At 59.9% G+C, this 21,615-nt stretch carries 21 protein-coding genes; 12 read left to right on the top strand and 9 right to left on the bottom strand.

Going from position 1 to position 21,615, the window contains the following annotated elements; translation table 11 throughout:
- Positions 1-67 precede the first annotated feature (67 nt).
- The 3 genes from MRY17_RS09345 to MRY17_RS09335 all read left to right on the top strand — a co-directional run bounded on the left by MRY17_RS09345 (position 68) and on the right by MRY17_RS09335 (position 2,221).
- On the top strand, positions 68-508 hold the full coding sequence (locus MRY17_RS09345; protein ID WP_181285192.1) for a CBS domain-containing protein: 441 nt from the start codon (positions 68-70) through the stop codon (positions 506-508).
- Positions 509-516: 8 nt separating this feature from the next.
- Positions 517-1,359 (top strand): NAD-dependent protein deacetylase, encoded by an 843-nt coding sequence (locus MRY17_RS09340; protein WP_181285193.1) that lies wholly within the window; start codon positions 517-519, stop codon positions 1,357-1,359.
- A gap of 532 nt (positions 1,360-1,891) precedes the next feature.
- Positions 1,892-2,221: a hypothetical protein gene (locus MRY17_RS09335; RefSeq protein ID WP_065884399.1), complete on the top strand. Its 330-nt coding sequence runs from the start codon at positions 1,892-1,894 to the stop codon at positions 2,219-2,221.
- Positions 2,222-2,278: 57 nt separating this feature from the next.
- On the opposite strand, the gene MRY17_RS09330 is transcribed toward MRY17_RS09335, so the two are convergent.
- The gene (locus tag MRY17_RS09330) at positions 2,279-3,181 is read right to left on the bottom strand and encodes a LysR family transcriptional regulator (protein WP_181285194.1); all 903 of its coding nucleotides are present in this window, start codon (positions 3,179-3,181) and stop codon (positions 2,279-2,281) included.
- A gap of 130 nt (positions 3,182-3,311) precedes the next feature.
- On the opposite strand from MRY17_RS09330, the gene MRY17_RS09325 reads away from it, so the two are divergent.
- The 3 genes from MRY17_RS09325 to MRY17_RS09315 are packed head-to-tail and all read left to right on the top strand — an operon-like array spanning position 3,312 to position 5,894.
- On the top strand, positions 3,312-4,010 hold the full coding sequence (locus tag MRY17_RS09325) for a CoA transferase subunit A (protein ID WP_057725645.1): 699 nt from the start codon (positions 3,312-3,314) through the stop codon (positions 4,008-4,010).
- A 31-nt stretch (positions 4,011-4,041) separates the two neighbouring features.
- Positions 4,042-4,701 carry a CoA transferase subunit B gene (locus tag MRY17_RS09320; RefSeq protein WP_243353622.1) on the top strand — a complete coding sequence of 220 codons (660 nt, stop codon included), beginning with the start codon at positions 4,042-4,044 and terminating at the stop codon, positions 4,699-4,701.
- Positions 4,702-4,712: 11 nt separating this feature from the next.
- Positions 4,713-5,894, top strand: a complete 1,182-nt coding sequence (locus MRY17_RS09315) for an acetyl-CoA C-acetyltransferase (protein ID WP_243353621.1) — start codon at positions 4,713-4,715, stop codon at positions 5,892-5,894.
- A 98-nt stretch (positions 5,895-5,992) separates the two neighbouring features.
- Here the strand turns inward: MRY17_RS09315 and MRY17_RS09310 are convergent, their stop codons facing one another.
- Positions 5,993-7,078 carry a DUF1615 domain-containing protein gene (locus MRY17_RS09310; RefSeq protein ID WP_243353620.1) on the bottom strand — a complete coding sequence of 362 codons (1,086 nt, stop codon included), beginning with the start codon at positions 7,076-7,078 and terminating at the stop codon, positions 5,993-5,995.
- Positions 7,079-7,313: 235 nt separating this feature from the next.
- Here MRY17_RS09310 and MRY17_RS26590 point away from each other — a divergent pair, with 235 nt between their 5' ends.
- The 3 genes from MRY17_RS26590 to MRY17_RS09300 are packed head-to-tail and all read left to right on the top strand — an operon-like array spanning position 7,314 to position 12,339.
- Positions 7,314-7,976: a hypothetical protein gene (locus MRY17_RS26590; protein WP_431768378.1), complete on the top strand. Its 663-nt coding sequence runs from the start codon at positions 7,314-7,316 to the stop codon at positions 7,974-7,976.
- The gene (locus MRY17_RS09305) at positions 7,868-12,013 is read left to right on the top strand and encodes an RHS repeat-associated core domain-containing protein (RefSeq protein ID WP_431768387.1); all 4,146 of its coding nucleotides are present in this window, start codon (positions 7,868-7,870) and stop codon (positions 12,011-12,013) included. The genes MRY17_RS26590 and MRY17_RS09305 overlap by 109 nt, the downstream gene beginning before the upstream one ends.
- Complete coding sequence (locus MRY17_RS09300) at positions 12,010-12,339, top strand: hypothetical protein (RefSeq protein ID WP_243353619.1); 330 nt, start codon at positions 12,010-12,012, stop codon at positions 12,337-12,339. The genes MRY17_RS09305 and MRY17_RS09300 overlap by 4 nt, the downstream gene beginning before the upstream one ends.
- A gap of 86 nt (positions 12,340-12,425) precedes the next feature.
- Here the strand turns inward: MRY17_RS09300 and hemB are convergent, their stop codons facing one another.
- From hemB to MRY17_RS09285, 3 genes are all read right to left on the bottom strand, one after another.
- The gene (gene hemB / locus MRY17_RS09295; RefSeq protein ID WP_016977356.1) at positions 12,426-13,400 is read right to left on the bottom strand and encodes a porphobilinogen synthase; all 975 of its coding nucleotides are present in this window, start codon (positions 13,398-13,400) and stop codon (positions 12,426-12,428) included.
- A gap of 117 nt (positions 13,401-13,517) precedes the next feature.
- On the bottom strand, positions 13,518-14,348 hold the full coding sequence (locus tag MRY17_RS09290; protein ID WP_181285134.1) for a PhzF family phenazine biosynthesis protein: 831 nt from the start codon (positions 14,346-14,348) through the stop codon (positions 13,518-13,520).
- 2 nt (positions 14,349-14,350) lie between these two features.
- Entirely contained in the window at positions 14,351-15,049 is a 699-nt protein-coding gene (locus MRY17_RS09285) for a glutathione S-transferase N-terminal domain-containing protein (RefSeq protein ID WP_243353618.1), read from the bottom strand.
- A 250-nt stretch (positions 15,050-15,299) separates the two neighbouring features.
- On the opposite strand from MRY17_RS09285, the gene MRY17_RS09280 reads away from it, so the two are divergent.
- Both MRY17_RS09280 and MRY17_RS09275 read left to right on the top strand, forming a co-directional pair.
- Positions 15,300-16,001 (top strand): histidine phosphatase family protein, encoded by a 702-nt coding sequence (locus tag MRY17_RS09280; protein ID WP_181285136.1) that lies wholly within the window; start codon positions 15,300-15,302, stop codon positions 15,999-16,001.
- Positions 16,002-16,059: 58 nt separating this feature from the next.
- Positions 16,060-17,115, top strand: a complete 1,056-nt coding sequence (locus MRY17_RS09275; protein WP_243353617.1) for a permease — start codon at positions 16,060-16,062, stop codon at positions 17,113-17,115.
- Between the two features lie 187 nt (positions 17,116-17,302).
- Here MRY17_RS09275 and mnmH read toward each other — a convergent pair whose 3' ends face one another.
- The 4 genes from mnmH to MRY17_RS09255 all read right to left on the bottom strand — a co-directional run bounded on the left by mnmH (position 17,303) and on the right by MRY17_RS09255 (position 20,561).
- Positions 17,303-18,406: a tRNA 2-selenouridine(34) synthase MnmH gene (mnmH, locus tag MRY17_RS09270; RefSeq protein WP_191953589.1), complete on the bottom strand. Its 1,104-nt coding sequence runs from the start codon at positions 18,404-18,406 to the stop codon at positions 17,303-17,305.
- Positions 18,406-19,440, bottom strand: a complete 1,035-nt coding sequence (gene selD, locus MRY17_RS09265; protein WP_191953590.1) for a selenide, water dikinase SelD — start codon at positions 19,438-19,440, stop codon at positions 18,406-18,408. The genes mnmH and selD overlap by 1 nt, the downstream gene beginning before the upstream one ends.
- A gap of 94 nt (positions 19,441-19,534) precedes the next feature.
- Positions 19,535-20,284 (bottom strand): TerC family protein, encoded by a 750-nt coding sequence (locus MRY17_RS09260; RefSeq protein ID WP_243353616.1) that lies wholly within the window; start codon positions 20,282-20,284, stop codon positions 19,535-19,537.
- Positions 20,285-20,312: 28 nt separating this feature from the next.
- Entirely contained in the window at positions 20,313-20,561 is a 249-nt protein-coding gene (locus tag MRY17_RS09255; RefSeq protein ID WP_181282818.1) for a hypothetical protein, read from the bottom strand.
- 134 nt (positions 20,562-20,695) lie between these two features.
- Between MRY17_RS09255 and nhaR the strand changes: the two genes are divergently transcribed.
- Positions 20,696-21,598 (top strand): transcriptional activator NhaR, encoded by a 903-nt coding sequence (gene nhaR, locus MRY17_RS09250; protein ID WP_181282817.1) that lies wholly within the window; start codon positions 20,696-20,698, stop codon positions 21,596-21,598.
- Positions 21,599-21,615: the final 17 nt, after the last annotated feature.

Here is a 21,615-nt window from a genome sequence, read left to right as displayed (position 1 = left end):
AACCTGGTCCGTCTAGGATTCTGTAGGGGATAGCTGACTACCTAACAACAACATCGGAGTGCCCGCCATGAAAACCGTCGCAGAATTGCTCAAAGCCAAGGACCAGAAGAACCAGGACGTCCACACCATCCAGTGGGACCACACCGTGTTCGAGGCGCTGGTGCGCATGTCCGAGAAAAACGTCGGGGCTTTGCCAGTGGTCAGGGACGGCGCAGTGGTGGGGATCATCAGCGAGCGCGATTACGCACGTAAACTCATCCTCAAAGGGCTGTCGTCGGTGACCACCCGCGTTGATGACGTAATGAGCTCGCCGGTCATCACCGTGGATACCCATAAAACGGTCGAGGCGTGCATGAACATCATGACCGACAGTCACCTGCGCCACCTTCCTGTGGTCGAAGACGGCAAACTGCTCGGCCTGTTGTCCATCGGCGACCTGGTCAAGGAAGCCATTGCTGAACAAGCCGCCCTGATCAAACAGCTGGAGCAGTACATCCGCGGCGAATAGGAGATCCCATGCTCGACACCCTGGAACATCAAGCAGACCACCTTGACACGCTGCACCGGGCGATGGCCGAAAAGCGCTTCCTGGTGCTGACCGGTGCGGGCATCAGCACCTCCTCGGGCATCCCCGACTACCGTGACAGCGACGGAGTGCGCCGGGGCAGAGCGCCGATGATGTACCAAGAGTTCCTCGCCACGGCGCAAGCACGCCGTCGTTATTGGGCAAGGGCGATGCTGGGGTGGCCGCGGGTGCGCCTTGCCCGGCCCAACAAGGCACATCAAGCCCTGGCGACTTTGCAGCAACGCCAGCTCATCAGCGGCCTGATCACACAAAACGTCGACACACTGCACGACCAGGCCGGCAGCCATGATGTGATTGAGTTGCATGGCAGTTTGCACCGGGTGCTGTGCCTGGATTGCCAGCAGCGCAGCGAGCGCGACCTGATCCAGCGGCGGATGGAAATCGACAACCCGCACTTTGCGCACGTCCATGCGGTGCAGGCGCCTGACGGTGATACCTTGCTCGACCCTGTTTTCGAGGAGCACTTTCAAGTCCCATGCTGCCCCCATTGCGAGGGGCAACGGCTGAAACCGGACGTGGTGTTCTTTGGTGAAAACGTGGCGCCTGCTACCGCAGCCAAGGCCATGGCGGCCGTGCACGATGCCGATGGGCTACTGGTAGTGGGCTCATCGCTGATGGCCTATTCGGCGTTTCGCCTGTGCAAGGCAATGGTGGAACAAGGCAAGCCGGTGATTGCCATCAACCTGGGCAAGACCCGCGGGGATGAACTGCTGCAGGTAAAGATCGAAGCGCAGTGTGAGCAATTATTACCTCTGCTGGTCGAGCGGCTGTAGGAGCGAGCCTGCTCGCGAAAAACCCACAGGCGCCGCGTGCAACTTATCCCCTTTACTACATGCTATTACGCGACCCACCGCACGAAAAATGACGCCCAAGTCACGTTTTCCCCGCATCTTCCCGCCCCCGCAGCATTTTATGTAGTGCCTAAAAATAATCACTACATAACCGTTGACGTAAGCTTTCTGTCCTTGCATTATCGAGACGTCTCCCGGATCGGGAGCGTTGGTAACACGCGTTTTGAACAGGCTCGTCTGACCGCCGAGCTGTTTTTCCGGATGTGCACTGCCCACAAGGCAGATTGATGAAGCTGACTGGCCCCGAAGGGGACCGGTACAAGGAGCTAAAGCGCTGCTTGTCTTCGTTATGAAAGCGTTGCGTAGCGGTTCATCAGCAAAACTACATGCATCGGTTCACGACCCTGCCCGTATTCGGCAGACCGTCACTGACGCCCGGTTTTCTGAGCCGGAGACAACTTTGAAGTTTCAACGAATCAATTGATAGATCGCCAACTGGTCAAGGGGCTTACACATGAATCTGAACAACCAACCCACTATCGATGAATTGGCTGAGATGTTTGCGGCGCAGAAAGACACACTCGACGACCATATCCTGTGGATTGGCAAATCGGGCGAAGTTCAACTTGACTGCGTAGCGCCTCACACCGAAGAAGCCGAGTTCGACCGCAATCACCGTGAACTGGCGGCGCGCCTGAAGATGTACCGTCGCGGCCAGGGTTACGTCGGCAAGAAAGCGGCGGCCGATCGCAATTTTATCGAGCAAGTGTTCGACACACTTAACAATGCCTGGGCCTCTTTCAAAGACAGCTCGCAAGTTAAAGTGATTGATCGTTACTACTAAGTTGTTGTTCTAGTGCGGGGGCTGGCTTGCCAGCCCCCGCATGTGTTCGTGGTGAATTCAGAAAGTTGGAAACCGCCCCTTCCCCGCTTCGTCCTTAAATATATCGAACAGCACCTGCGCCGCTGCCGACAGTTCGTGCCCAGGCTTGGTCAGCACGCCAATGGGCCGCTCGATCACAGGGCCGGTCAAGGTGATGCACTGGGCGCCCGCCTCCTTCATCTGCCGCGCGCACAATGCAGGTACAGCACTGACCCCCAAGCCGCTGGCAACCATCTTGCCCACCGTAGCCAATTGATGGCTTTCCAACGCCACTGGCAGGCTCATCTGCAGCGCGCCCAAATGCTCTTCGAGCATCACCCGCACCGTCGATGGGCGTTGAAGGGTAATGAAGGGTTGCTCCAGCAGGCTTTTCCAGTCGATTTCAGCCCATTGCGCCAAAGGCGAATCGCCCGGTACCACGGCGATAAACCGGTCCAGGTACAACGGCGTGAACGCCAGTGACGAACCGTCGGATGGTTCGAACGCCACGCCCAGTTCCACCTGGCGGTCGCGCACCATCTCCAGCACTTGCTCATTGATCAGGTCATGCACCGTCACATTCACTTGAGGGTAACGTGCGCGGAATATCTTCAGGATCGGTGGCAGCAGGTTGCCAGCAAATGACGGCATCGCCGCCACCGTCACACGCCCGCGTTGCAGGGTGAAGCGTTGGCGCAGTTCGTCCTCGGTGTTGTCCCAATCGGCAATCAATCGGCGCGCCAGCGGCAGCAGGGATTCGCCTTCAGGCGTCAGCGCAACATTGCGGGTATTACGGCTGAACAGGCGCCCGCCCAACCCTTCTTCCAGGCCTTTGATCGTCAGGCTCAAGGCCGATTGGGACAGGTGCAGGCGCTCACACGCAGCGGCAAAACTCAGGCTCTGGGCCACGGCCAGGAAGGCACGCATCTGTTTAACGGTCATGAGGCTACTTCGCAGGGTGATCGACTATGCTGTTTTCTAAATCAATCAACCTAAAAAAACAACTTAACAAATCAATCTGTCAGCGCAACACTCGTTCCATTGGCAGGCCCACAAACAATAAGAGGTGCATATGGCAGGTTTCGATAAGCGCGTGGCGTCCTACGAAGAAGCGCTGGCAGGTCTGGAAGACGGCATGACCGTACTCTCCGGCGGTTTTGGCCTGTGTGGCATTCCGGAAAACCTCATCAATGAGATCAAGCGCAAAGGCACCCGTGACCTGACCGTGGTGTCCAACAACTGCGGCGTCGACGGTTTCGGCCTGGGTGTGCTGTTGGAAGAAAAGCAGATTCGCAAGGTGATCGCTTCCTACGTGGGCGAAAACGCCCTGTTCGAAAAGCAGTTGCTCAGCGGCGAAATCGAAGTGGTACTGACCCCCCAGGGCACCCTCGCGGAAAAAATGCGTGCAGGCGGCGCCGGCATCCCGGCCTTCTTCACCGCCACCGGGGTCGGTACTCCTGTCGCTGAAGGCAAGGAAACCCGCGAATTCAACGGCCGCCCCTACCTGATGGAAGAGTCCATCACCGGTGACTTCGCCATCGTCAAAGGCTGGAAAGCCGACCACTTCGGCAACGTCATCTATCGTCACACCGCCCAGAACTTCAACCCGCTGGCCGCCACCGCCGGCAAGATTACCGTGGTCGAAGTCGAGGAAATCGTCGAACCGGGCGAGCTGGACCCGGCGCAGATCCACACCCCTGGCATCTACGTCGACCGGATCATCTGCGGCACCTTCGAGAAGCGCATCGAACAGCGCACGGTCCGCAAATAATCCACGTCCAGAACAATAAGAGGAATCAACCATGGCGCTTACCCGCGAACAAATGGCTCAACGCGTCGCCCGCGAAATGCAGGACGGTTTCTACGTCAACCTCGGCATCGGTATTCCAACCCTGGTGGCCAACTACATTCCCGAAGGCATGGAAGTGATGCTGCAATCGGAAAATGGCCTGCTCGGCATGGGGCCGTTTCCGACTGAAGACACCATCGATGCCGACATGATCAACGCCGGCAAACAAACCGTCACCGCGCGCATCGGCGCCTCGATTTTCTCCTCCGCCGAGTCTTTCGCGATGATTCGCGGCGGCCATGTCGACCTCACCGTCCTCGGCGCCTTCGAAGTCGACGTACAGGGCAACATCGCCTCGTGGATGATCCCCGGCAAGCTGGTCAAGGGCATGGGCGGCGCCATGGACCTGGTGGCCGGCGCGGAAAACATCATCGTGATCATGACCCACGCATCCAAAGACGGTGAATCGAAATTGCTCAACCAGTGCAGCCTGCCCCTGACCGGCGCCCACTGCATCAAGCGCGTGCTGACGGACCTGGCCTACCTGGAAATCGAAAATGGCGCTTTTATCCTCAAGGAACGCGCACCTGGCGTCAGCGTTGAAGAGATTGTCAGCAAGACCGCCGGTAAACTGATCGTCCCGGACCATGTTCCAGAAATGCATTTCCAGTGAGGACAGATTCCATGCAAGACGTCGTGATTGTTGCTGCCACCCGCACCGCCGTGGGCAGTTTTCAAGGTTCGCTGGCCAGCATCCCGGCCCCTGAACTGGGCGCTGCGGTGATTCGTCGCCTGCTGGAGCAGACCGGCCTCGACCCGGCCGAAGTCGATGAAGTGATTCTCGGCCAGGTACTCACTGCAGGCAGCGGCCAGAACCCGGCGCGCCAGGCCTCTATTCTCGCCGGCCTGCCCCACGCCGTGCCGAGCCTGACCCTGAACAAGGTGTGCGGCTCGGGCCTCAAGGCCCTGCACCTGGGTGCACAGGCGATCCGTTGCGGCGACGCCGACGTGATCATCGCCGGCGGCATGGAAAACATGAGCCTGGCGCCTTACGTACTGCCCGCTGCGCGCACCGGTTTGCGCATGGGTCACGCCAAGGTGATCGACAGCATGATCACTGACGGCCTGTGGGATGCGTTCAACGATTACCACATGGGCATCACCGCGGAAAACCTGGTGGAAAAGTACGGTATCAGCCGCGAGGCGCAGGACGCCTTTGCCGCCGCCTCCCAGCAGAAAGCCGTCGCCGCCATCGAAGCCGGACGGTTTGCCGATGAGATCACACCCATCCTGATTCCCCAGCGCAAGGGCGACCCGGTGGCCTTTGCGATAGACGAACAACCGCGCGCCGGTACCACCGTCGAGTCTCTGGCCAAGCTCAAGCCCGCCTTCAAAAAGGACGGCAGCGTCACCGCCGGCAACGCCTCCAGCCTTAACGACGGCGCCGCAGCGGTGCTGTTGATGAGCGCCGCCAAAGCCAAGGCCCTCGGCCTGCCCGTGCTGGCACGAATCGCCAGGTATGCCAACGCCGGGGTCGACCCGGCAATCATGGGCATCGGCCCGGTGTCGGCCACCCGCCGCTGCCTGGACAAGGCCGGCTGGCAGTTGGCCGACCTGGACCTGATCGAGGCCAACGAAGCCTTCGCCGCGCAGTCCCTGGCGGTGGGCAAAGAGCTGGAATGGGACGCCGAAAAGGTCAACGTCAACGGCGGCGCCATCGCCATCGGCCACCCGATCGGTGCTTCAGGCTGCCGCGTGCTGGTGACTTTGCTGCATGAAATGATCAAGCGCGACGCCAAGAAAGGTTTGGCGACGCTGTGCATCGGTGGTGGTCAAGGCGTGGCCCTGGCCCTCGAACGCGGCTGATGGTCCAAGAGCAACACGGAAAAGGCCCGGTTCCACGAAAACCGGGCCTTTTCTTTATTGATCGTTCCCTCGCGTGGGAACGATCATTAAACCTGTGATCAGCGCTTCATACAGCGCTGATACCGCTCATCTACCCGCTTGGCAAACCACGCCGTGGTCAGATTGCGGGTGATCTTCGGGCTCTTGAGCACGATGCCCGGCAGGATCGCCCGTGGCAGCGGTTTGCCGGCGGACTTGTCGGCCAGGGCGAACACGCGCTTGTAGAGGGTGGTGTCCTCAAAGTCCAACGTATCACCTTGCTCCAGTTGGCTGCGAATACTGGGGTTGCGCATATCCAGTTTCGCCCCCAGCGAACGCACCGCCAGCTCAGTGGTACCGGGCAGCAACGAACCATAGCGAATCAAATCCCCATCCAGTGCCAGTTCGGTGCCTGAGGCACGGCTGACAGCAGCCTGGAACGCGGCATTGCGGCTGGCGTACCAACCCGCATTGAAATCGGCGAAGCGGTACAGCGGCTGGTCATAGCTGACCGGGTAGCCCAGCAGATGGGCGATACCAAAGTACATGCCGCCACGGCGAGTGAACACTTCGCGGCGAATCGTACCGTCCACCGTGTAGGGATAACCCCGCGCCTGTTTCTGCGCAAAGTCGATGCTGACCTGCATCGGGCCGGCGGTGTGCACCGGGTTGAAGCCGCCAAACAGCGTGTTGCCCAACGGCACGACGCTGATGAAATCGTCGAAGATCCCGCTCAGGTCCTTCTCGGTGCGCGCGGCATTCAAACGCTCGGCGTAGGTTTTGCCGGTGGGCGAGCGCAATTGAAGAGCGCTGCGCACGACAAACGCCGGCACATGAACCTTCCCGGCACGCCGCAGAATTTCGTCCTGGGCGATCTTGCCCATGCCCGGCACCGGAGGGTCGACCTGATAGGTGGACTCCTGCTCGGTCATCGCCAGTACGGCGCAGATGTTTTCAGTGCTGGGGTAGATCTTCTGGGTGTCGAACGCGGTGTAGATATCCTGGGCCCAACCCTCTCGGTCCGCGACCTTGGCCGGGAGCAGACGCACGATCTGCGTCTTCACCTCGGCCTCACTGCGCTCGGGTTGCTGCGGACCGCGTGAGGTGGAGCAACCGGCCAGCACCAGTAAGGTTGCGAGGCAGAAGATCAGGCGGCTTGAATACATAAGGCTTCCTTGGTTGACGGCGGTCCAGGCGATGGGGATATCGACACGCAAGTCTAACCGGGGTTCGTAGGTATGCCGAACTCGCTGCGACTCTGGCTGAAACTTCCCACGTAACTGCCGGATAAGCTCTACTCACCTGCCCCGCAAACCGCTGCAAAGTCCCTCGCCTGACCAAACAGTGCGAGGGATTGCAGATGGTTTTTCCGGTTAAAGCCCTGATCAACAGGGCTCACCCATGATCGACGCAACCAGCCAAGCCATTGGCTTCCTGGTGTTGGCCGCGATGGATGCAAAGACGCGGGACGTCGAATCCATCCTCAGCGATTTCCGGGGGTGCCTGCACCCATACGACACCTGGGCTCAAAGCTTTTTCAGCTTTTCGGCACTGAATGTCGAGCAAGTGTTCAAGGTGGGAGAAGAAGTAGCGCTCGTAGCGCCGATCAATCGGTCCCTCTTTCCCAGCAGCACGGTCGCCACGTGCACAGCCAACGGCACGTTGACCCTGGTGCATATGTTCCAGAGTTCGCGGTTCGTGCCGATCGGCAACACGCCGGTCGTGGTGCAGCGCATCGGTCCAGACGGCGGTCCGCTGGGGGGCCCCCGCCATAAAACCATCGGTCACAGCGGCATTCTGGAAATCACCGAGTGTGATCGCAACCAGAAGTACCGAGTCAGTTTCTACCCCGACGTTTCTTTGGAGCATTTCAAGGCGCTGTACGCCTCTTATCAGTCGGTCATTGCGTCACTGGAAGGCTGGTTGCGCAGTGAGTGGGGGCCACTTTCGAACCCCTGTGGAAGGGGTACTCCGAGGCAAACTTCCTTGAGCGCTATCTTTCGCTGTACGGCGCCTATGCCCGAGGTTTCAGCGACACCCTTTACTCACTCTGGGACGACATAGAACAGCTATTTCAGTGGCTTTCAGCTCCTCAGGTCAATGCTGAAAAACTGCTGCATTATTTTTCCCGGGACGAGTTTGAAAAATTACTGACGTTAAGTGCCGAGACGCTCGCCAAGGGCCTGCTGGTGCTGAGCGACGAGCCTTTGCTGTTCATTTACCTGGCGGCGTTGGTCAGCTGGATGCGCATGCTGCCGCCTCCCTACATGAACGAAATGCTGGGCGGGATTGGCGCCGAGGTCGTCATCAATCTGTTATTGGGCCTGGCGACGGGCGGCATGGGTATCGTGCTGCGCATGAGCACGAAAGTGCTGGCTGGCATCAAGTCGCGCCGGGTGCGCAGGTGGCTGGAGCAAATAGCCGAGCAGTTCGGGAAAGTTCGCTTGGCGGGTCACACTGAAGCGCTCAAGCCGGTGCTGCTGAGCAATGCGGCGACACCGATCAAGGCAGTGCCGGTGGTGCCGTTGAAGACTGGTGACACGCTGGTTTCGAACGCGGTGCCGATGGTGCGCAACAAGACGCAGCGTACGGCGTTGGTGCGCCAGGAGTCGGTGGATGATGTGCCGGCCGTGGCGTCGAACCCGAAGGGCGATGCGGCGGCTTCTGCGGATAAAACCGTTACGAACGGTTGCCCGGTGTCGATGGTCACTGGCGAGGAACTGCTGACCCTGACCGACGGCACGCTGGATGGCATCTTGCCGTTCGAGTGGAAGCGCTTGTACCGCACCAGTGCGGTGGACGTGGATTGCGGGTTGGGGTTTGGCTGGAGTCATGCGCTGGCGCACAGGCTTTCTGTGTCGGGCGATTCGGTGGTGTGGACCGACCATGAGAATCGCTCAACCACCCTGCCCTTGCCGACGGCGGCTCGGCCGGCGATTACCAACAGCCTGGCGGAAGCGGCGATCTACTTGGGGTCTGCGCCTGATGAACTGGTGCTGGCCCAGTCTTCTCGGTTTTATCACTTTTGCGACGGTGTGCTGACGGCGATCAGCGATGCGTATGACAACCGGCTGCGCATTTTCCGGGATCGGTTGGGGCGCATTGAGCGACTGGATAACGGCGCGGGCCGTGCGCTTTTGTTGCGGTATGAATTCGACCGCATCGTGGCGGTGGACTATCAGGTTCATCGCGCCAAAGGCCATGAACCCTTCGTTTGGATGACCGAGCAGAACGTCGTTGCCTACGCCTACGACGACGCCGGACGACTGGTTTCGGCGACCAATGCCGTCGGTGAACGCGAGGTTTATCGGTACGACGAACAGCACGTCATTCTTGAGCGGCAATTGGCCGGTGGGGCGAGTTTCTTTTGGGAATGGGAACGCGCCGGCAAAGCGGCACGCTGCGTCCGGCACTGGGCCAGTTTTTCGCAGATGGACACGCGCTATGCCTGGGGCGATGACGGCAGCGTCAACGTGCACAATGCCGATGGCAGCCAGGAAGTGTATGTCCATGACGACCGGGCGCGACTGGTACAGCGCATCGATCCCGACGGCGCCCGGCATTTCAAATCCTACGACGATAAGGGCCGACTGACCGTCGAGCAGGACCCGCTGGGCGCGGTGACGGCGTATCAATATGACGACGCCGGACGCTTGATCACGCTGTTTCCGGGGGAGGACGAGCCGACGTCCTACGAGCATGACAACGGCTTCGTACGGGTGGTGCGCCGCGGTGAGGCGGTCTGGAAATACGAGCGTAATGAGCAAGGCGATGTCATCCGCAAGCTTGATCCGGACGGCAACGCGACGGATTACAGCTACGACAAGCGGGGACAACTGACCGGGGTCTGGTATCCCGACAACAGTTGTCATCGGCTGGTGTGGAATGAGCGTGGGCAGCTTGTTGAAGAACAGCTGCCCAATGGCGGCATTAAGCGCTATCGCTATGACGACTTGGGCCGGCAGGTTGCGCGTGAGGATGAGCATGGCGCGCTGACTCAGTATCAATGGGACGCTGTAGGACGCCTGACTCGCTGGGTACTGCCGGACGGCGCTACGCGGGAATTCAGCTACAACCCCTACGGAAAAATCATCGCCGAGCGCGACGAACTCGGCCACGTCACCCGCTACGAATACGCCGACGGCCTGCACCTGATCAGCCGTCGCATCAATGCCGATGGCACCCAGGTCAAATACCGCTACGACAACGCCCGGCTTTTGCTGACCGAAATCGAAAACGAAGTCGGCGAAACCTATCAACTGGACTACCACCCCAACAGCCTGATCCGACAGGAAACCGGCTTCGACGGCCAACGCACCGCCTACGCCTACGACCTCAACGGCAACCTGCTGGAAAAGACCGAATACGGCGACGACGGCAGTCAGCTTGTTACCCGCTACGAACGCGATCACGCCGGTCGCCTTGTAAGAAAAACCCTACTCGATGGCAACACGGTCGACTACACCTACGACCGCCAAGGCAACCTCCTCAGTGTCGAAGACGGCCACTGGACGTTGGCCTACGAGTATGACCGCCAAAACCGCCTCACCGCCGAGCACCAAGGCTGGGGCACCTTGCGCTACGGCTACGACGCCTGCGGGCAATTTCAGCATTTACGCCTGCCGGATAATAACCGTCTGACCTTCAACCACGACAAAGGCGGACACCTGGCCACCGTCGAGCTGAATGGCTCGCTGCTGACCTCCCACCTGTTCAGTGCCGGTCGCGAACACCAACGCCAACAAGGCCAACTGCTCAGCCACTACCACTACGACGACCAAAACCGCCTGCACGCCCATGCCGTCACCCAGCAAGGAAACCACCTCTACCAACGCCAATACGACTACGACAAAGGCGGCAACCTCACCCGCCTGCTCGACACCCGCAAAGGCGAACACCGTTACCGCTACGACCCGCTCCACCGCCTGACCCGCGCCGATCATTCGCAGGATGTGCAGGAGCGTTTCGGCCACAACCCCGCCGGCAATTTACTCATGCAAGACAGGCCGGGCCCGGACATCGTGGCGGGTAATCGCCTGATGATTCAGGGCGATCATCATTACGACTACGACGCCTTCGGCAACCTGATCCGCGAGCGGCGCGGCAAAGGTCATTCACTCGTCACCGAGTACCGCTACGACTGCCAGCACCGGCTGATCGGCGTCACCCAACCTAACGGCCAGACCGCCAGCTATCGCTATGACCCGTTTGGCCGACGCATCAGCAAAACCATCGAAGAAAAAACCACAGAGTTCTTCTGGCAAGGCGACAAGCTGATCGCCGAACACCATGCCGATCACCATCACAGCTACCTCTACGAACCCGACAGCTTCCGCCCGCTGGCACTGCTGGAAGGCTTCGGTCCAGAAAACGTAAAGTCTTACTACTACCAACTCGACCACCTCGGCACACCGCAGGAACTCACCACCTCCGAAGGCGAAATCGTCTGGTCCGCTCACTACCGCGCCTACGGAGAAATCAGCCGCCTCGACGTAGGCAAAATCGACAACCCTCTACGTTTCCAAGGTCAATACTTCGACCAGGAAAGCGGCCTGCACTACAACCGCCATCGCTACTACCATCCGGATATTGGTCGTTACCTGACGCCGGATCCGGTGAAGCTGGCGGGTGGGATCAATGCGTACCAATATGTAACCAACCCTACGGGATGGTTAGATCCACTGGGACTTAGTCCATGTCCTGGTGAATGCGCGTCTATTAAAGGAGCCGAAGACCCGCCACACAATGCAAAATCCGAAGAAAACGAACCCACGCTGCCTTCACCTGAGAATGTCGAGTGGACAGCTCATGGCTATAAACACAGCCCTTCAAGAAAAATGCCTTGGAAAGAAATTTTGGCAGCAACAAAATCCGGCCCGGCCAAGTACAAGCCAGGGATAGACATTGAAAATTTGGAACGAGAAGCCTATAAAAATGGCAGAACGACCACCAACGGAAAACCGTGGAAGGTGATGGAGTATCCTGACAGCACCGGCGCCAGCGAGGGCCTACCCAGCCGCTGGGTACGCATTGAATTGAGTGCGAGAACGATTCATGGCCATCCTATCTCAGAGCAAGAGTTCCGGAGACTAACCAAATGATCTCGTTAGACTTCCTGCAAGGCAAAATTACTTACGATGAGTTATCTATGTTGCAGGACTACGGGATTGAGCATCAAGCTCACCATCTGAAGGAGGACATGTTGCAAGTGGAATATCCAGACGGTTTCCTCATAGATGTGGGCTGGTATCCTTCATTCGACGCAAATGGCCACTTTCAAATCAGGGTTGTCAGGGACTATGAGTGGGACCTTCCAGCGTTGACGCTGACTGCGCAATCAATTGACTCATTAAAAGAAGTACTGGCTCTTGCACAAGGTTCGATTAATACAGGACGTCAAAAAGAAGCCACTTCATTGATCGCCTGATAACACATTCATTTGATTGCCTTTCTGCATGCCTCTACCTGTGACGAGAAAGCTCGCTCGCCACAGGTAGGTTAAATGCAGCCCCCTTAAATCCCCGCCAACGCCAAATCCATCGCAAAATACGTAAAAATCAAATCCGCCCCCGCCCGCTTGATCGAGCCCAGGGTCTCGCGCACCACGCGATCCTCGTCAATCGCCCCGGCCTGTGCGCCAAACTTGATCATCGCGTACTCACCGCTGACCTGGTACGCCGCCACCGGCAGGCGTGAGGCTTCGCGGATGTCGCGGATGATGTCGAGGTAGGCGCCGGCCGGTTTGACCATCAGCGCATCGGCGCCTTCCTGCTCGTCGAGCAGCGATTCGCGCACGGCCTCGCGGCGGTTCATCGGGTTCATCTGGTAGCTTTTGCGGTCGCCCTTGAGGGCGCTGCCGCCGGCTTCGCGGAACGGGCCGTAGAGGGCCGAGGCGAATTTGGTGGAATAGGCCATGATCGGGATATGGGTAAAGCCGGCATCGTCCAGGGCGCGGCGGATGGCCTGGACCTGGCCGTCCATCGCCGCCGAGGGCGCGATGACGTCGGCACCGGCGCGGGCGGCGGCCACGGCCTGTTTGCCGAGGTTGACCAGGGTCGCGTCATTGTCGACGTGGGCGCCATGCATCACGCCGCAGTGGCCATGGTCGGTGTATTCGCAGAAGCAGGTGTCGGACATCACGATCATTTCCGGCACGGCGTCCTTGATGATCGACGACATGCGCGAGACCAGGCCGCGCTCCTTCCAGGTATCGCTGCCGCTGGCGTCCAGATGGTGGGAAACGCCAAAGGTCATCACCGACTTGATGCCGGCGCGGGCATAGCGCTCGATCTCGCCGGCCAGCTTTTTCTCAGGGATGCGCAACACACCCGGCATGCTGGTGATCGGCACGAAGTCGTCGATTTCTTCTTCGACGAAAATCGGCAACACCAGGTCGTTGAGCGTGAATTCGCTCTCCTGGAACAGGCCACGCAGCTCCGGAGAGCGGCGCAGGCGACGGGGGCGGGCTTGGGGGAACTGGCTGGTCATGGCTTTCCTGAAAAAGTGACTGGAATCTTTGGGGCCAAAGCTTATGCCCCTGGGCCCGACGGTACAAATGCCGAGGGGCCAACAGTGTATTGCGTGGCGCGTAACAATTGCATTGATCTAGAGCTGTAAACGCCCTTCGATGCAGACGGCAACGGCGCCGCCCACCCAGATTTCATCGCCCTGGCGCTCGATGCGAATACGCCCCGCTCGCCCCATGGCCGTACCTTGGCTGACCACGTAGCGCTCCGGCGCCAGACCCTCGCTGAACAACCACTGCGCAAGACCGGCGTTCAGGCTGCCGGTGGCCGGGTCTTCCGGAGCACCGTCGCCGGCAATGAAGGCGCGCACCTCAAACTGTGCGTCCTCCACATCGCTCGGCGCGATGACGCCGACCGCCAAGCCGAGCAACTGCGAGTAGTCAGGCTTCAACGCCAGCACCGCCTGGTGATCCGCCAGCATCACCGCCAGCCAACCGGCGCCGTTATCCACCCACTGGCTACGCAATATAGCGTCGGGCGCCAGGCCCAGCCCGAGGCGCACACGCTCCAGCAGCGACGCCTCGACAACGCCGGAACGCAACAGGGGTGGCGCTATAAACGCCAGTTCGTCGCCTTCGCGCCGGATGCGTACCAAACCGATTTCGCACTCCTGAATGATCTCTTGCCCACGCGCAACACCGCCTGCGTGCAACCACGCGTGGCAACTGCCCAAGGTCGGATGCCCGGCAAATGGCAGCTCCTGCGTGGTTGTGAAAATTCTCACCCGGTAGTCGGCGCGTGGGTCACGGGGCGTCAGCAAAAACGTGGTTTCGCTGAGGTTGGTCCACTTGGCGAAATCGGCCATCTGCTGGTCCGTCAGGCTGTCGGCCCCGAGCACCACAGCAAGCGGGTTGCCTTTGAGCGGCACACGGCTGAAGACATCCAGTTGTTTGAAATCGAAAGTCGGCATGCTCAGCTCGGAATATTCAGGCCACGAATCACCGCTGGACGTGCGACAAAGCCGTCCAACGCGCGCAGTACGTTGGGAAAATCGGCGATGCCCACCAGGTCGCCCGATTCGTAGAAGCCGATCAGGTTGCGAATCCAGGGGAAGGTGGCGATGTCAGCGATGCTGTAATCGTCACCCATGATCCAGGTGCGGCCCAACAGGCGTTTTTCCAGCACCTGGAGCAAGCGCCGCGATTCGGCGGCGTAACGATCGCGCGGGCGCTTGTCTTCATAGGCCTTGCCGGCGAACTTGTTGAAGAACCCCAACTGCCCGAACATCGGGCCGATCCCGCCCATCTGGAACATCAGCCACTGGAGGGTTTCGTAGCGAGTGGCCGGATCTTCGGCGAGCAGTTCGCTGGTCTTTTCCGCCAGGTAAATCAGGATCGCGCCGGACTCGAACAGCGCCAGCGGCTGGCCGCTGGGGCCATTGGGGTCGATGATTGCGGGGATCTTATTGTTCGGATTCAGGGACATGAACTCGGGGGACAACTGATCCTGGGTGTCGAAGCTGACCTTGTGTGCCTCATAAGGCAAGCCGAGTTCTTCGAGCATGATCGAGACTTTTACACCGTTGGGCGTAGGCAGCGAGTACAGTTGCAGGCGCTCCGGGTGCTGGGCGGGCCATTTGCTGTTGATCGGGAAAGCGGCGAGTGCGTTCATCGAGGAAATCCCTGAGCGGAAAATCCCATGATAGTCATCTACTCGGCGTCGTGCATGCGTCATCATCAAGCAACATTGCCCATTCAGAATCCCTCCTGAGCGAACCAAAACAGTCGAATGCACTCTTAACAGCGCCCGAACGGTGAATGGAGGCACCTTGCTACATCGACATGGATTACCGCAGGACGCTTGACGCGTCACTGGGGCCGGGCCTGTCCGCCTTAACCCGACGCAAGAAGACTCGAACCTAATGAAGATCAAGCCTCTGCGCCTAGTGCAACGATTCAAACGCTATTCATACATCATGTTACCGCTGCTGCTGGTCACGGCCGGTATTGTCACGGCACTGGATGCCCGTGAAAGCCGCGCGCAACCGGTGGACGGCGTGCAAACCCTGGTATTTCTGCGCCACGGCGAAAAACCTGCGGGAGGCCTGGGCCAACTCAATTGCCAGGGCCTGAACCGTGCAATGAACCTGGCCAGTGTATTGCCGGAAAAATTCGGCAAGGCCGATTTCGTGTTCGCCGCCAACCCGACGCGCAATGTCGAGGAAGGTGAACTGGACAATTCCTACAGCTACATTCGCCCGCTGATGACCATCAGTCCCAGCGCGATCAAGCTGGGCCTGCCGGTCAATATCAAATTCTCGGCCAATGACACCAGTGCCCTGGCCGACGAACTGGTCGAGGACAAATACCACAATGCGACGATCTACACCGCCTGGTCCCACGGTTATCTGCCGGAGTTGATCAACAAAGTCGCCAGTGAAGCGGTCGGCGAAAAGCACACCATTACCGACGATTGGTCCGGTAACGACTATGACTCGCTGTACGTGCTGACACTCACCTGGCACAACGGCAAGGCCTCGCTGCTCAGTCGCAACTATAAGCAGGGGCTCAATAACGGCGACGAAACCTGCCCGAATCCGACCCAGGTCAGCGCAGAGACCTGAAGGTTGGGCGTCAGGCGCGTATGATGCTGCGCTATTGACTCATCGGCGGATCCTCTCCATGTCCAACCTAGCTTCTACCCAGCCCAACCGGGGCTGGTCGTTCTGGTGCAAACCTGCGCTGTTTCTGCTGGTGGCCTGTATCGGCCTCTACTATGTGAAATGGTCGCCCTACTACCTCAAGGCGTTTGCAGCGGCGGACAACCACAGCATCGGCGCCTCGATTCTCAATGACCAGCAAAGCTCGCCTCTCGCGGCAGCACTGGCCTATGCCCAGGTGTATTTCCTGGCAATCTGGAAAGCCGCCGTGCTGGCGGTCATCCTCGGTTCGCTGCTGCAGGTGCTGATCCCTCGCGACTGGCTGCTGCGCCTGTTCGGCCGCGCCGGCCTGGGCTCGACCCTGCGCGGCGGGCTGTTCGCCTTGCCGGGGATGATGTGCAGTTGCTGCGCGGCACCCGTGGCGGCAGGCATGCGTCGTCAGCAGGTGTCGGTGGGCGCGGCGTTGGCGTTCTGGATCGCCAACCCGGTACTGAACCCGGCCACGCTGGTGTTCATGGGGTTTGTGCTGGGCTGGGGCTTTACCGCGCTGCGGCTGGTGGCGGGAATTGTTCTGGTAGTGGGTGTGTCAATGATCGCGCAGCGTATTGCACGTCCGGACCAGGTGCCCGAAGCGGCGCTGGAGGCGGTGGCTGATGTCAGCACGGTCGAGTCCGAACCCTTCCTGTCACGCTGGTTACGCACCTTGTGGCAGCTGTTCTGGAGCACCATCCCGGTGTATATCCTGGCGGTGCTGATCCTCGGCGCGGCAAGGGTCTGGCTGTTCCCCCATGTGGACGGGGCGATGGCCGACAGCCTGGTGTGGCTGGTTCCGCTGGCGATTGTCGGCACGCTGTTCGTGATTCCGACGGCGGCCGAGATTCCCATCGTACAAACCATGATAACCCTGGGCATGGGCACCGGCCCGGCCGTCGCCTTGCTGATGACCTTGCCGAGCGTGAGCCTGCCGTCACTGCTGATGCTGCGCAAGGATTTCGATGCGCGCGTGCTGGTGACGGTGGCCGGATTGACCATGCTGATGGGGGTGGTGTGCGGGTTGATCGGGGCGGTGATTCTTTAGATTTCAAATGGGCTGACGGCCTTTCGCGGGCTTGCCCATACACCGCCGTCTGTAGGAGCGAGCTTGCTCGCGAAAAACGTCAACGATAACGCGTGCTTTCTGAATGAACGCGGTGCCTGCGAGTTTTTCGCGAGCAAGCTCGCTCCTACAAAAAAGCCTCCGCGAAGGGGTCTTTCAAACCTGCCAATCAACTGCGCCGAACACCACGCTCACGCAAGTATTCCACCACCGCCCCCTGCTCCCCGGCGAACTCGATCCGCGCGCCTTTCTTTTCACGCTGAAACGCATACATCGGGTCGTAGTATTCGCGCAACAAGCCTTCGATCCAAACGCGGTGCAGGTCCACTGCTCCGCTGCGGGCCTGTTCCGCCAGGGCGTCCTGCAAAATCGCCTGCAGCCGCTGGAAGCGCTCGCCACCCAGGCGCTTATGGATATTGCCCAGGCTTTGGGTAAGACGTTCGGCAAACAAGGCCTGGCCATTCTCACCAAATACCGCAATGAACTCGGCGCACAGGTCGACCACGTAGTCCTTCAGGATGCGCTCGACACGCCCCTCGACGCTGTCCTCCAGCCACACCATCGGGAACGCCTGCATACCTTTGTGCAGCGGCAGCGGCAGCGCGCAGCTGCCGATCATGCGGCTCTCGTCCTCGATCACAAACTGTTCGATGCCCGCCGCGCGCTTCTTTAGCAGGTCGACCGCGAGACGGTTCTCGAAGTCGATCGTGGACGGCTGCGCCGTGGCGCGCTTGCCGAAGCTGGAGCCGCGATGATTGGCGTGCCCCTCAAGGTCCAGGGCGTTACGCAACTGCCCCAGCACTTCGGTCTTGCCGGTGCCGGTCATGCCGCCGAGCAAGACGAAATCACAGTCGGCAGTGGCCTGCTCAAGCGTGTCCAGCAGGAAGGTGCGCATGGCCTTGTAGCCACCACCGACACGCGAATAGTCGATACCCGCTTCGGTTTTCAACCATTGCTGCACAATCTGCGAGCGCAGCCCGCCGCGAAAGCAGTACAGGTAACCCTCCGGATTAGCCTGGGCAAACTGCGCCCACTGCTCGATACGTTCAGCCTTGATCGCGCCGGACACCAGCTGATGGCCCAGCACGATTGCAGCTTGCTGGCCCTGCTGCTTGTAGCACGTGCCCACCCGCTGGCGCTCGTCGTCAGTCATCAACGGCAGGTTGACCACGCCGGGAAACGCGCCCTTGGTGAATTCGACGGGCGCGCGGGTATCCATCATCGGCCGGTCGTTGAGGAAAATGTCGCGGTAATCGGTGATGTCGGTCGTCATCAAATCACCTCTACCGCGTTGGTCTGTCGCTCCAGCAGTTCGCCGATCGGCTCGAGGGCCAGGCCCAGTTCAGAGGCCACTGCGTGGAACTCGGCGTCGCCTTCGGGCGTGACGGCGATCAGCAGGCCACCGCTGGTTTGCGGGTCGCACAGCACGCGCTTGTGCAGCTCCTGTACACGCCCAAGCTTGCTGGCGTAGCTGTCAAAGTTGCGCAAGGTGCCACCGGGTACACAGCCCAGGTCCAGGTAGTACTCGACGCCAGGCAAGCGTGGGACTTTTGCATATTCGATGCGGGCCGTGAGGCCACTGCCGTCGGCCATTTCCACCAGGTGCCCGAGCAGGCCGAAACCGGTGACATCGGTCATCGCCGCGACACCGGCCAATTTGCCGAAGCGGCTGCCCGGCTTGTTCAGCGTGCACATCCAGTCGCGGGCCAGGCCGATATCCGCTTCGCGCAACTTGCCCTTCTTTTCCGCAGTGGTGAGGATGCCGATGCCCAAGGGCTTGGTCAGGTACAGCTTGCAGCCGGCGGTGGCGGTGTCGTTACGTTTCATATGGCGCTTTTGCACGATGCCGGTCACCGCCAGGCCGAAGATCGGCTCCGGCGCGTCGATGGAGTGCCCGCCCGCCAGCGGGATGCCGGCGGCGTCGCACACCGAACGGCCGCCACGAATGACTTCCCGGGCAACTTCCGGCGCCAGCACATTCACCGGCCAGCCAAGAATGGCGATGGCCATCAACGGGTCGCCACCCATGGCGTAGATGTCGCTGATGGCATTGGTGGCGGCAATGCGGCCGAAGTCGAAGGGGTCGTCGACGATCGGCATGAAAAAGTCCGTGGTGGAGACCACGCCGCGCTCCTCGTCGATGGCGTACACCGCCGCATCATCGCGCGAGGCGTTGCCCACCCACAGGTTGGGGTCGAGGTTCTGTGCGCCGCTGCCGGCAAGGATCACTTCCAGGACCTGGGGCGAAATCTTGCAGCCGCAACCCGCACCGTGGCTGTACTGGGTAAGGCGAATCGGCTCGTTCATGGGGGACCTCAAGCTATCAAGTGGGCCGATTCTAGCAGACAGCAAAAGGCCGGCTGGGCTCATATGAGCGCAGCCGGCCTGTTTGTGCCAGCGGTTACTCGCGGGCAGCGAGCAAACGCTTGTGGCGATTACGCCGTGCAATGTTCAGGCACTCGATAGCCGCCGAGAAAGCCATGGCCGCATACACGTAGCCTTTTGGCACATGGGCGCCGAAGCCTTCGGCGATCAGCGTCATGCCGATCATGATCAAGAAACCCAGGGCCAGCATCACCACAGTCGGGTTGTCGTTGATGAACTTGGCCAGGGGTTCGGCCGCCACCAGCATCACAATGACCGAGCTCACCACGGCGATGATCATGATCGGCAAGTGTTCGGTCATGCCCACGGCCGTGATGATGCTGTCGATGGAGAACACCAGGTCGAGCAGCAGGATCTGCCCGATGGCGGCAGCAAAGCCGATGGCAACCGTATTGCCGACGCTGGCTTTCTCTTCGGGCTCCGGGTCCATGCTGTGATGGATCTCGGTGGTTGCCTTCCACACCAGGAACAGGCCACCGGCGATCAGGATCATGTCCTTCCACGAAAAAGCCTGGCCGAGCACTTCGAACACCGGTGCCGTCAACTGCACGATAAAGGCGATGGTGCTCAGCAGGCCCAGGCGCAATATCAGCGCCATGCTGATGCCGATGCGGCGCGCCTTGGCCCGATGCTGCTCAGGCAGTTTGTTGGTGAGGATCGAGATGAAGATCAGGTTATCGATGCCCAGCACGATTTCCATGACGATCAAGGTGGCCAGTGCGACCCAGGCGGTGGGGCTGGCGGCCAGTTGTAAAAGGTAATCCATAGGTCAGTCCTGACGTTGTGCTGGGAAATTAGGTTTCTTGGGTGGATTCTGCATCTTTTTCTGGCTGATCATCCTTTTTCTGCGGACTGATCAAGCCTTGGGTCGCTTCACTCAATGCCTGTTCGGCGGCCTTCTGGGTGTCGTCGATGGCTTGCTTGGCCGATTCGCTGGCCTTGCCCAGCACCTGCTGCGCGCTTTTCTCGACCTGGTCACAACCGCTGATCACCACCAATGAAAGCGCAAGCAGCGACGCTGCGCCCAGGGAATTGAGTTTCATGATGTATTCCTCATTAGAACCATTGGGACCAAATAGTGGCCCCGCGATAGCGAGGCATTCTATGCAGCTGGACAGTTCAGTAAAATTCGTATTTTTCTCGCGTATACTTCGGTTTTTACGAAGTGTAGACGGCGATGCTCAATTATCGACAGTTGCATTACTTCTGGGTGGTGGCGAAGACGGGCAGCATTGTGCGCGCCTGCGAACAACTGAACCTCACACCCCAGACCATCAGCGGGCAAATCAGCTTGTTGGAGCACACCTACGGCATTGCGCTGTTTCAGCGTGTGGGGCGCCAGCTTGAGCTGACAGAAACCGGGCGCCAGGCGCTGCCCTACGCCGAGCAGATGTTCCAGACCGGCAATGAACTTGAGGCGCTGCTACGCGCGCAACCCAATGAACAGCAGATTGTTTTTCGCGTCGGTGTGGCGGACGTGGTGCCCAAGTCCATCGTGTACCGCCTGATCGCGCCCACCATGGAACTGAGCGAACCGATCCGCATCACTTGCCGTGAAGACAAACTCGAACGGTTATTGGCCGACCTGGCGATCCAGCGCCTGGACTTGGTGATCTCCGACAGTCCGATGCCGACTCACCTGGACATCAAGGGCTACAGCCAGAAGCTGGGGGAATGCGGCATCAGTTTTTTTGCCACCCACGCGCTGGCCGAGCAACATGGCGGCGCGTTCCCAGGGTGTTTGCACGGCGCACCGTTGTTGATCCCCGGCGCGGAAACAGTGGTGCGCAGCCGTTTGCAGCGCTGGTTTGTCGATCAGCAGATTCAACCCAGGATCATCGGCGAGTTCGACGACAGCGCCTTGATGCAGGCGTTCGGCCAGTCCGGCAGCGGCATCTTTATCGCCCCCAGCGTGATCGCCGACGAGGTGGTGCGCCAGTACGGCGTGGCGCTGATCGGCCAGACCGACGCGGTGACCGAATCGTTTTACGCCATCTCGGTGGAGCGCAAGGTCAAGCACCCCGGCATCGTGGCGATTACCGAAGGTGCCCGACGCGAACTGTTTACCGCCCTGCCCTGAACACACTGCGGGAGCTA

Source organism: Pseudomonas orientalis, from assembly GCF_022807995.1.
GTDB classification, from domain to species: Bacteria; Pseudomonadota; Gammaproteobacteria; order Pseudomonadales; family Pseudomonadaceae; genus Aquipseudomonas; species Aquipseudomonas orientalis_B.
Note: the sequence above shows the minus strand (reverse complement) of the source record. Positions and strands in the feature narration are given on the sequence as shown.

What these genes read in the sequence shown, in the direction of transcription:
- MRY17_RS09345 (WP_181285192.1), top strand. Translation starts at nt 68, where the DNA reads ATGAAAACCGTCGCAGAATTGCTCAAAGCCAAGGACCAGAAGAACCAG.
- MRY17_RS09340 (WP_181285193.1), top strand. Translation starts at nt 517, where the DNA reads ATGCTCGACACCCTGGAACATCAAGCAGACCACCTTGACACGCTGCAC.
- MRY17_RS09335 (WP_065884399.1), top strand. Translation starts at nt 1,892, where the DNA reads ATGAATCTGAACAACCAACCCACTATCGATGAATTGGCTGAGATGTTT.
- MRY17_RS09330 (WP_181285194.1), bottom strand. Translation starts at nt 3,181, where the DNA reads ATGACCGTTAAACAGATGCGTGCCTTCCTGGCCGTGGCCCAGAGCCTG.
- MRY17_RS09325 (WP_057725645.1), top strand. Translation starts at nt 3,312, where the DNA reads ATGGCAGGTTTCGATAAGCGCGTGGCGTCCTACGAAGAAGCGCTGGCA.
- MRY17_RS09320 (WP_243353622.1), top strand. Translation starts at nt 4,042, where the DNA reads ATGGCGCTTACCCGCGAACAAATGGCTCAACGCGTCGCCCGCGAAATG.
- MRY17_RS09315 (WP_243353621.1), top strand. Translation starts at nt 4,713, where the DNA reads ATGCAAGACGTCGTGATTGTTGCTGCCACCCGCACCGCCGTGGGCAGT.
- MRY17_RS09310 (WP_243353620.1), bottom strand. Translation starts at nt 7,078, where the DNA reads ATGTATTCAAGCCGCCTGATCTTCTGCCTCGCAACCTTACTGGTGCTG.
- MRY17_RS26590 (WP_431768378.1), top strand. Translation starts at nt 7,314, where the DNA reads ATGATCGACGCAACCAGCCAAGCCATTGGCTTCCTGGTGTTGGCCGCG.
- MRY17_RS09300 (WP_243353619.1), top strand. Translation starts at nt 12,010, where the DNA reads ATGATCTCGTTAGACTTCCTGCAAGGCAAAATTACTTACGATGAGTTA.
- hemB (WP_016977356.1), bottom strand. Translation starts at nt 13,400, where the DNA reads ATGACCAGCCAGTTCCCCCAAGCCCGCCCCCGTCGCCTGCGCCGCTCT.
- MRY17_RS09290 (WP_181285134.1), bottom strand. Translation starts at nt 14,348, where the DNA reads ATGCCGACTTTCGATTTCAAACAACTGGATGTCTTCAGCCGTGTGCCG.
- MRY17_RS09285 (WP_243353618.1), bottom strand. Translation starts at nt 15,049, where the DNA reads ATGAACGCACTCGCCGCTTTCCCGATCAACAGCAAATGGCCCGCCCAG.
- MRY17_RS09280 (WP_181285136.1), top strand. Translation starts at nt 15,300, where the DNA reads ATGAAGATCAAGCCTCTGCGCCTAGTGCAACGATTCAAACGCTATTCA.
- MRY17_RS09275 (WP_243353617.1), top strand. Translation starts at nt 16,060, where the DNA reads ATGTCCAACCTAGCTTCTACCCAGCCCAACCGGGGCTGGTCGTTCTGG.
- mnmH (WP_191953589.1), bottom strand. Translation starts at nt 18,406, where the DNA reads ATGACGACCGACATCACCGATTACCGCGACATTTTCCTCAACGACCGG.
- selD (WP_191953590.1), bottom strand. Translation starts at nt 19,440, where the DNA reads ATGAACGAGCCGATTCGCCTTACCCAGTACAGCCACGGTGCGGGTTGC.
- MRY17_RS09260 (WP_243353616.1), bottom strand. Translation starts at nt 20,284, where the DNA reads ATGGATTACCTTTTACAACTGGCCGCCAGCCCCACCGCCTGGGTCGCA.
- MRY17_RS09255 (WP_181282818.1), bottom strand. Translation starts at nt 20,561, where the DNA reads ATGAAACTCAATTCCCTGGGCGCAGCGTCGCTGCTTGCGCTTTCATTG.
- nhaR (WP_181282817.1), top strand. Translation starts at nt 20,696, where the DNA reads ATGCTCAATTATCGACAGTTGCATTACTTCTGGGTGGTGGCGAAGACG.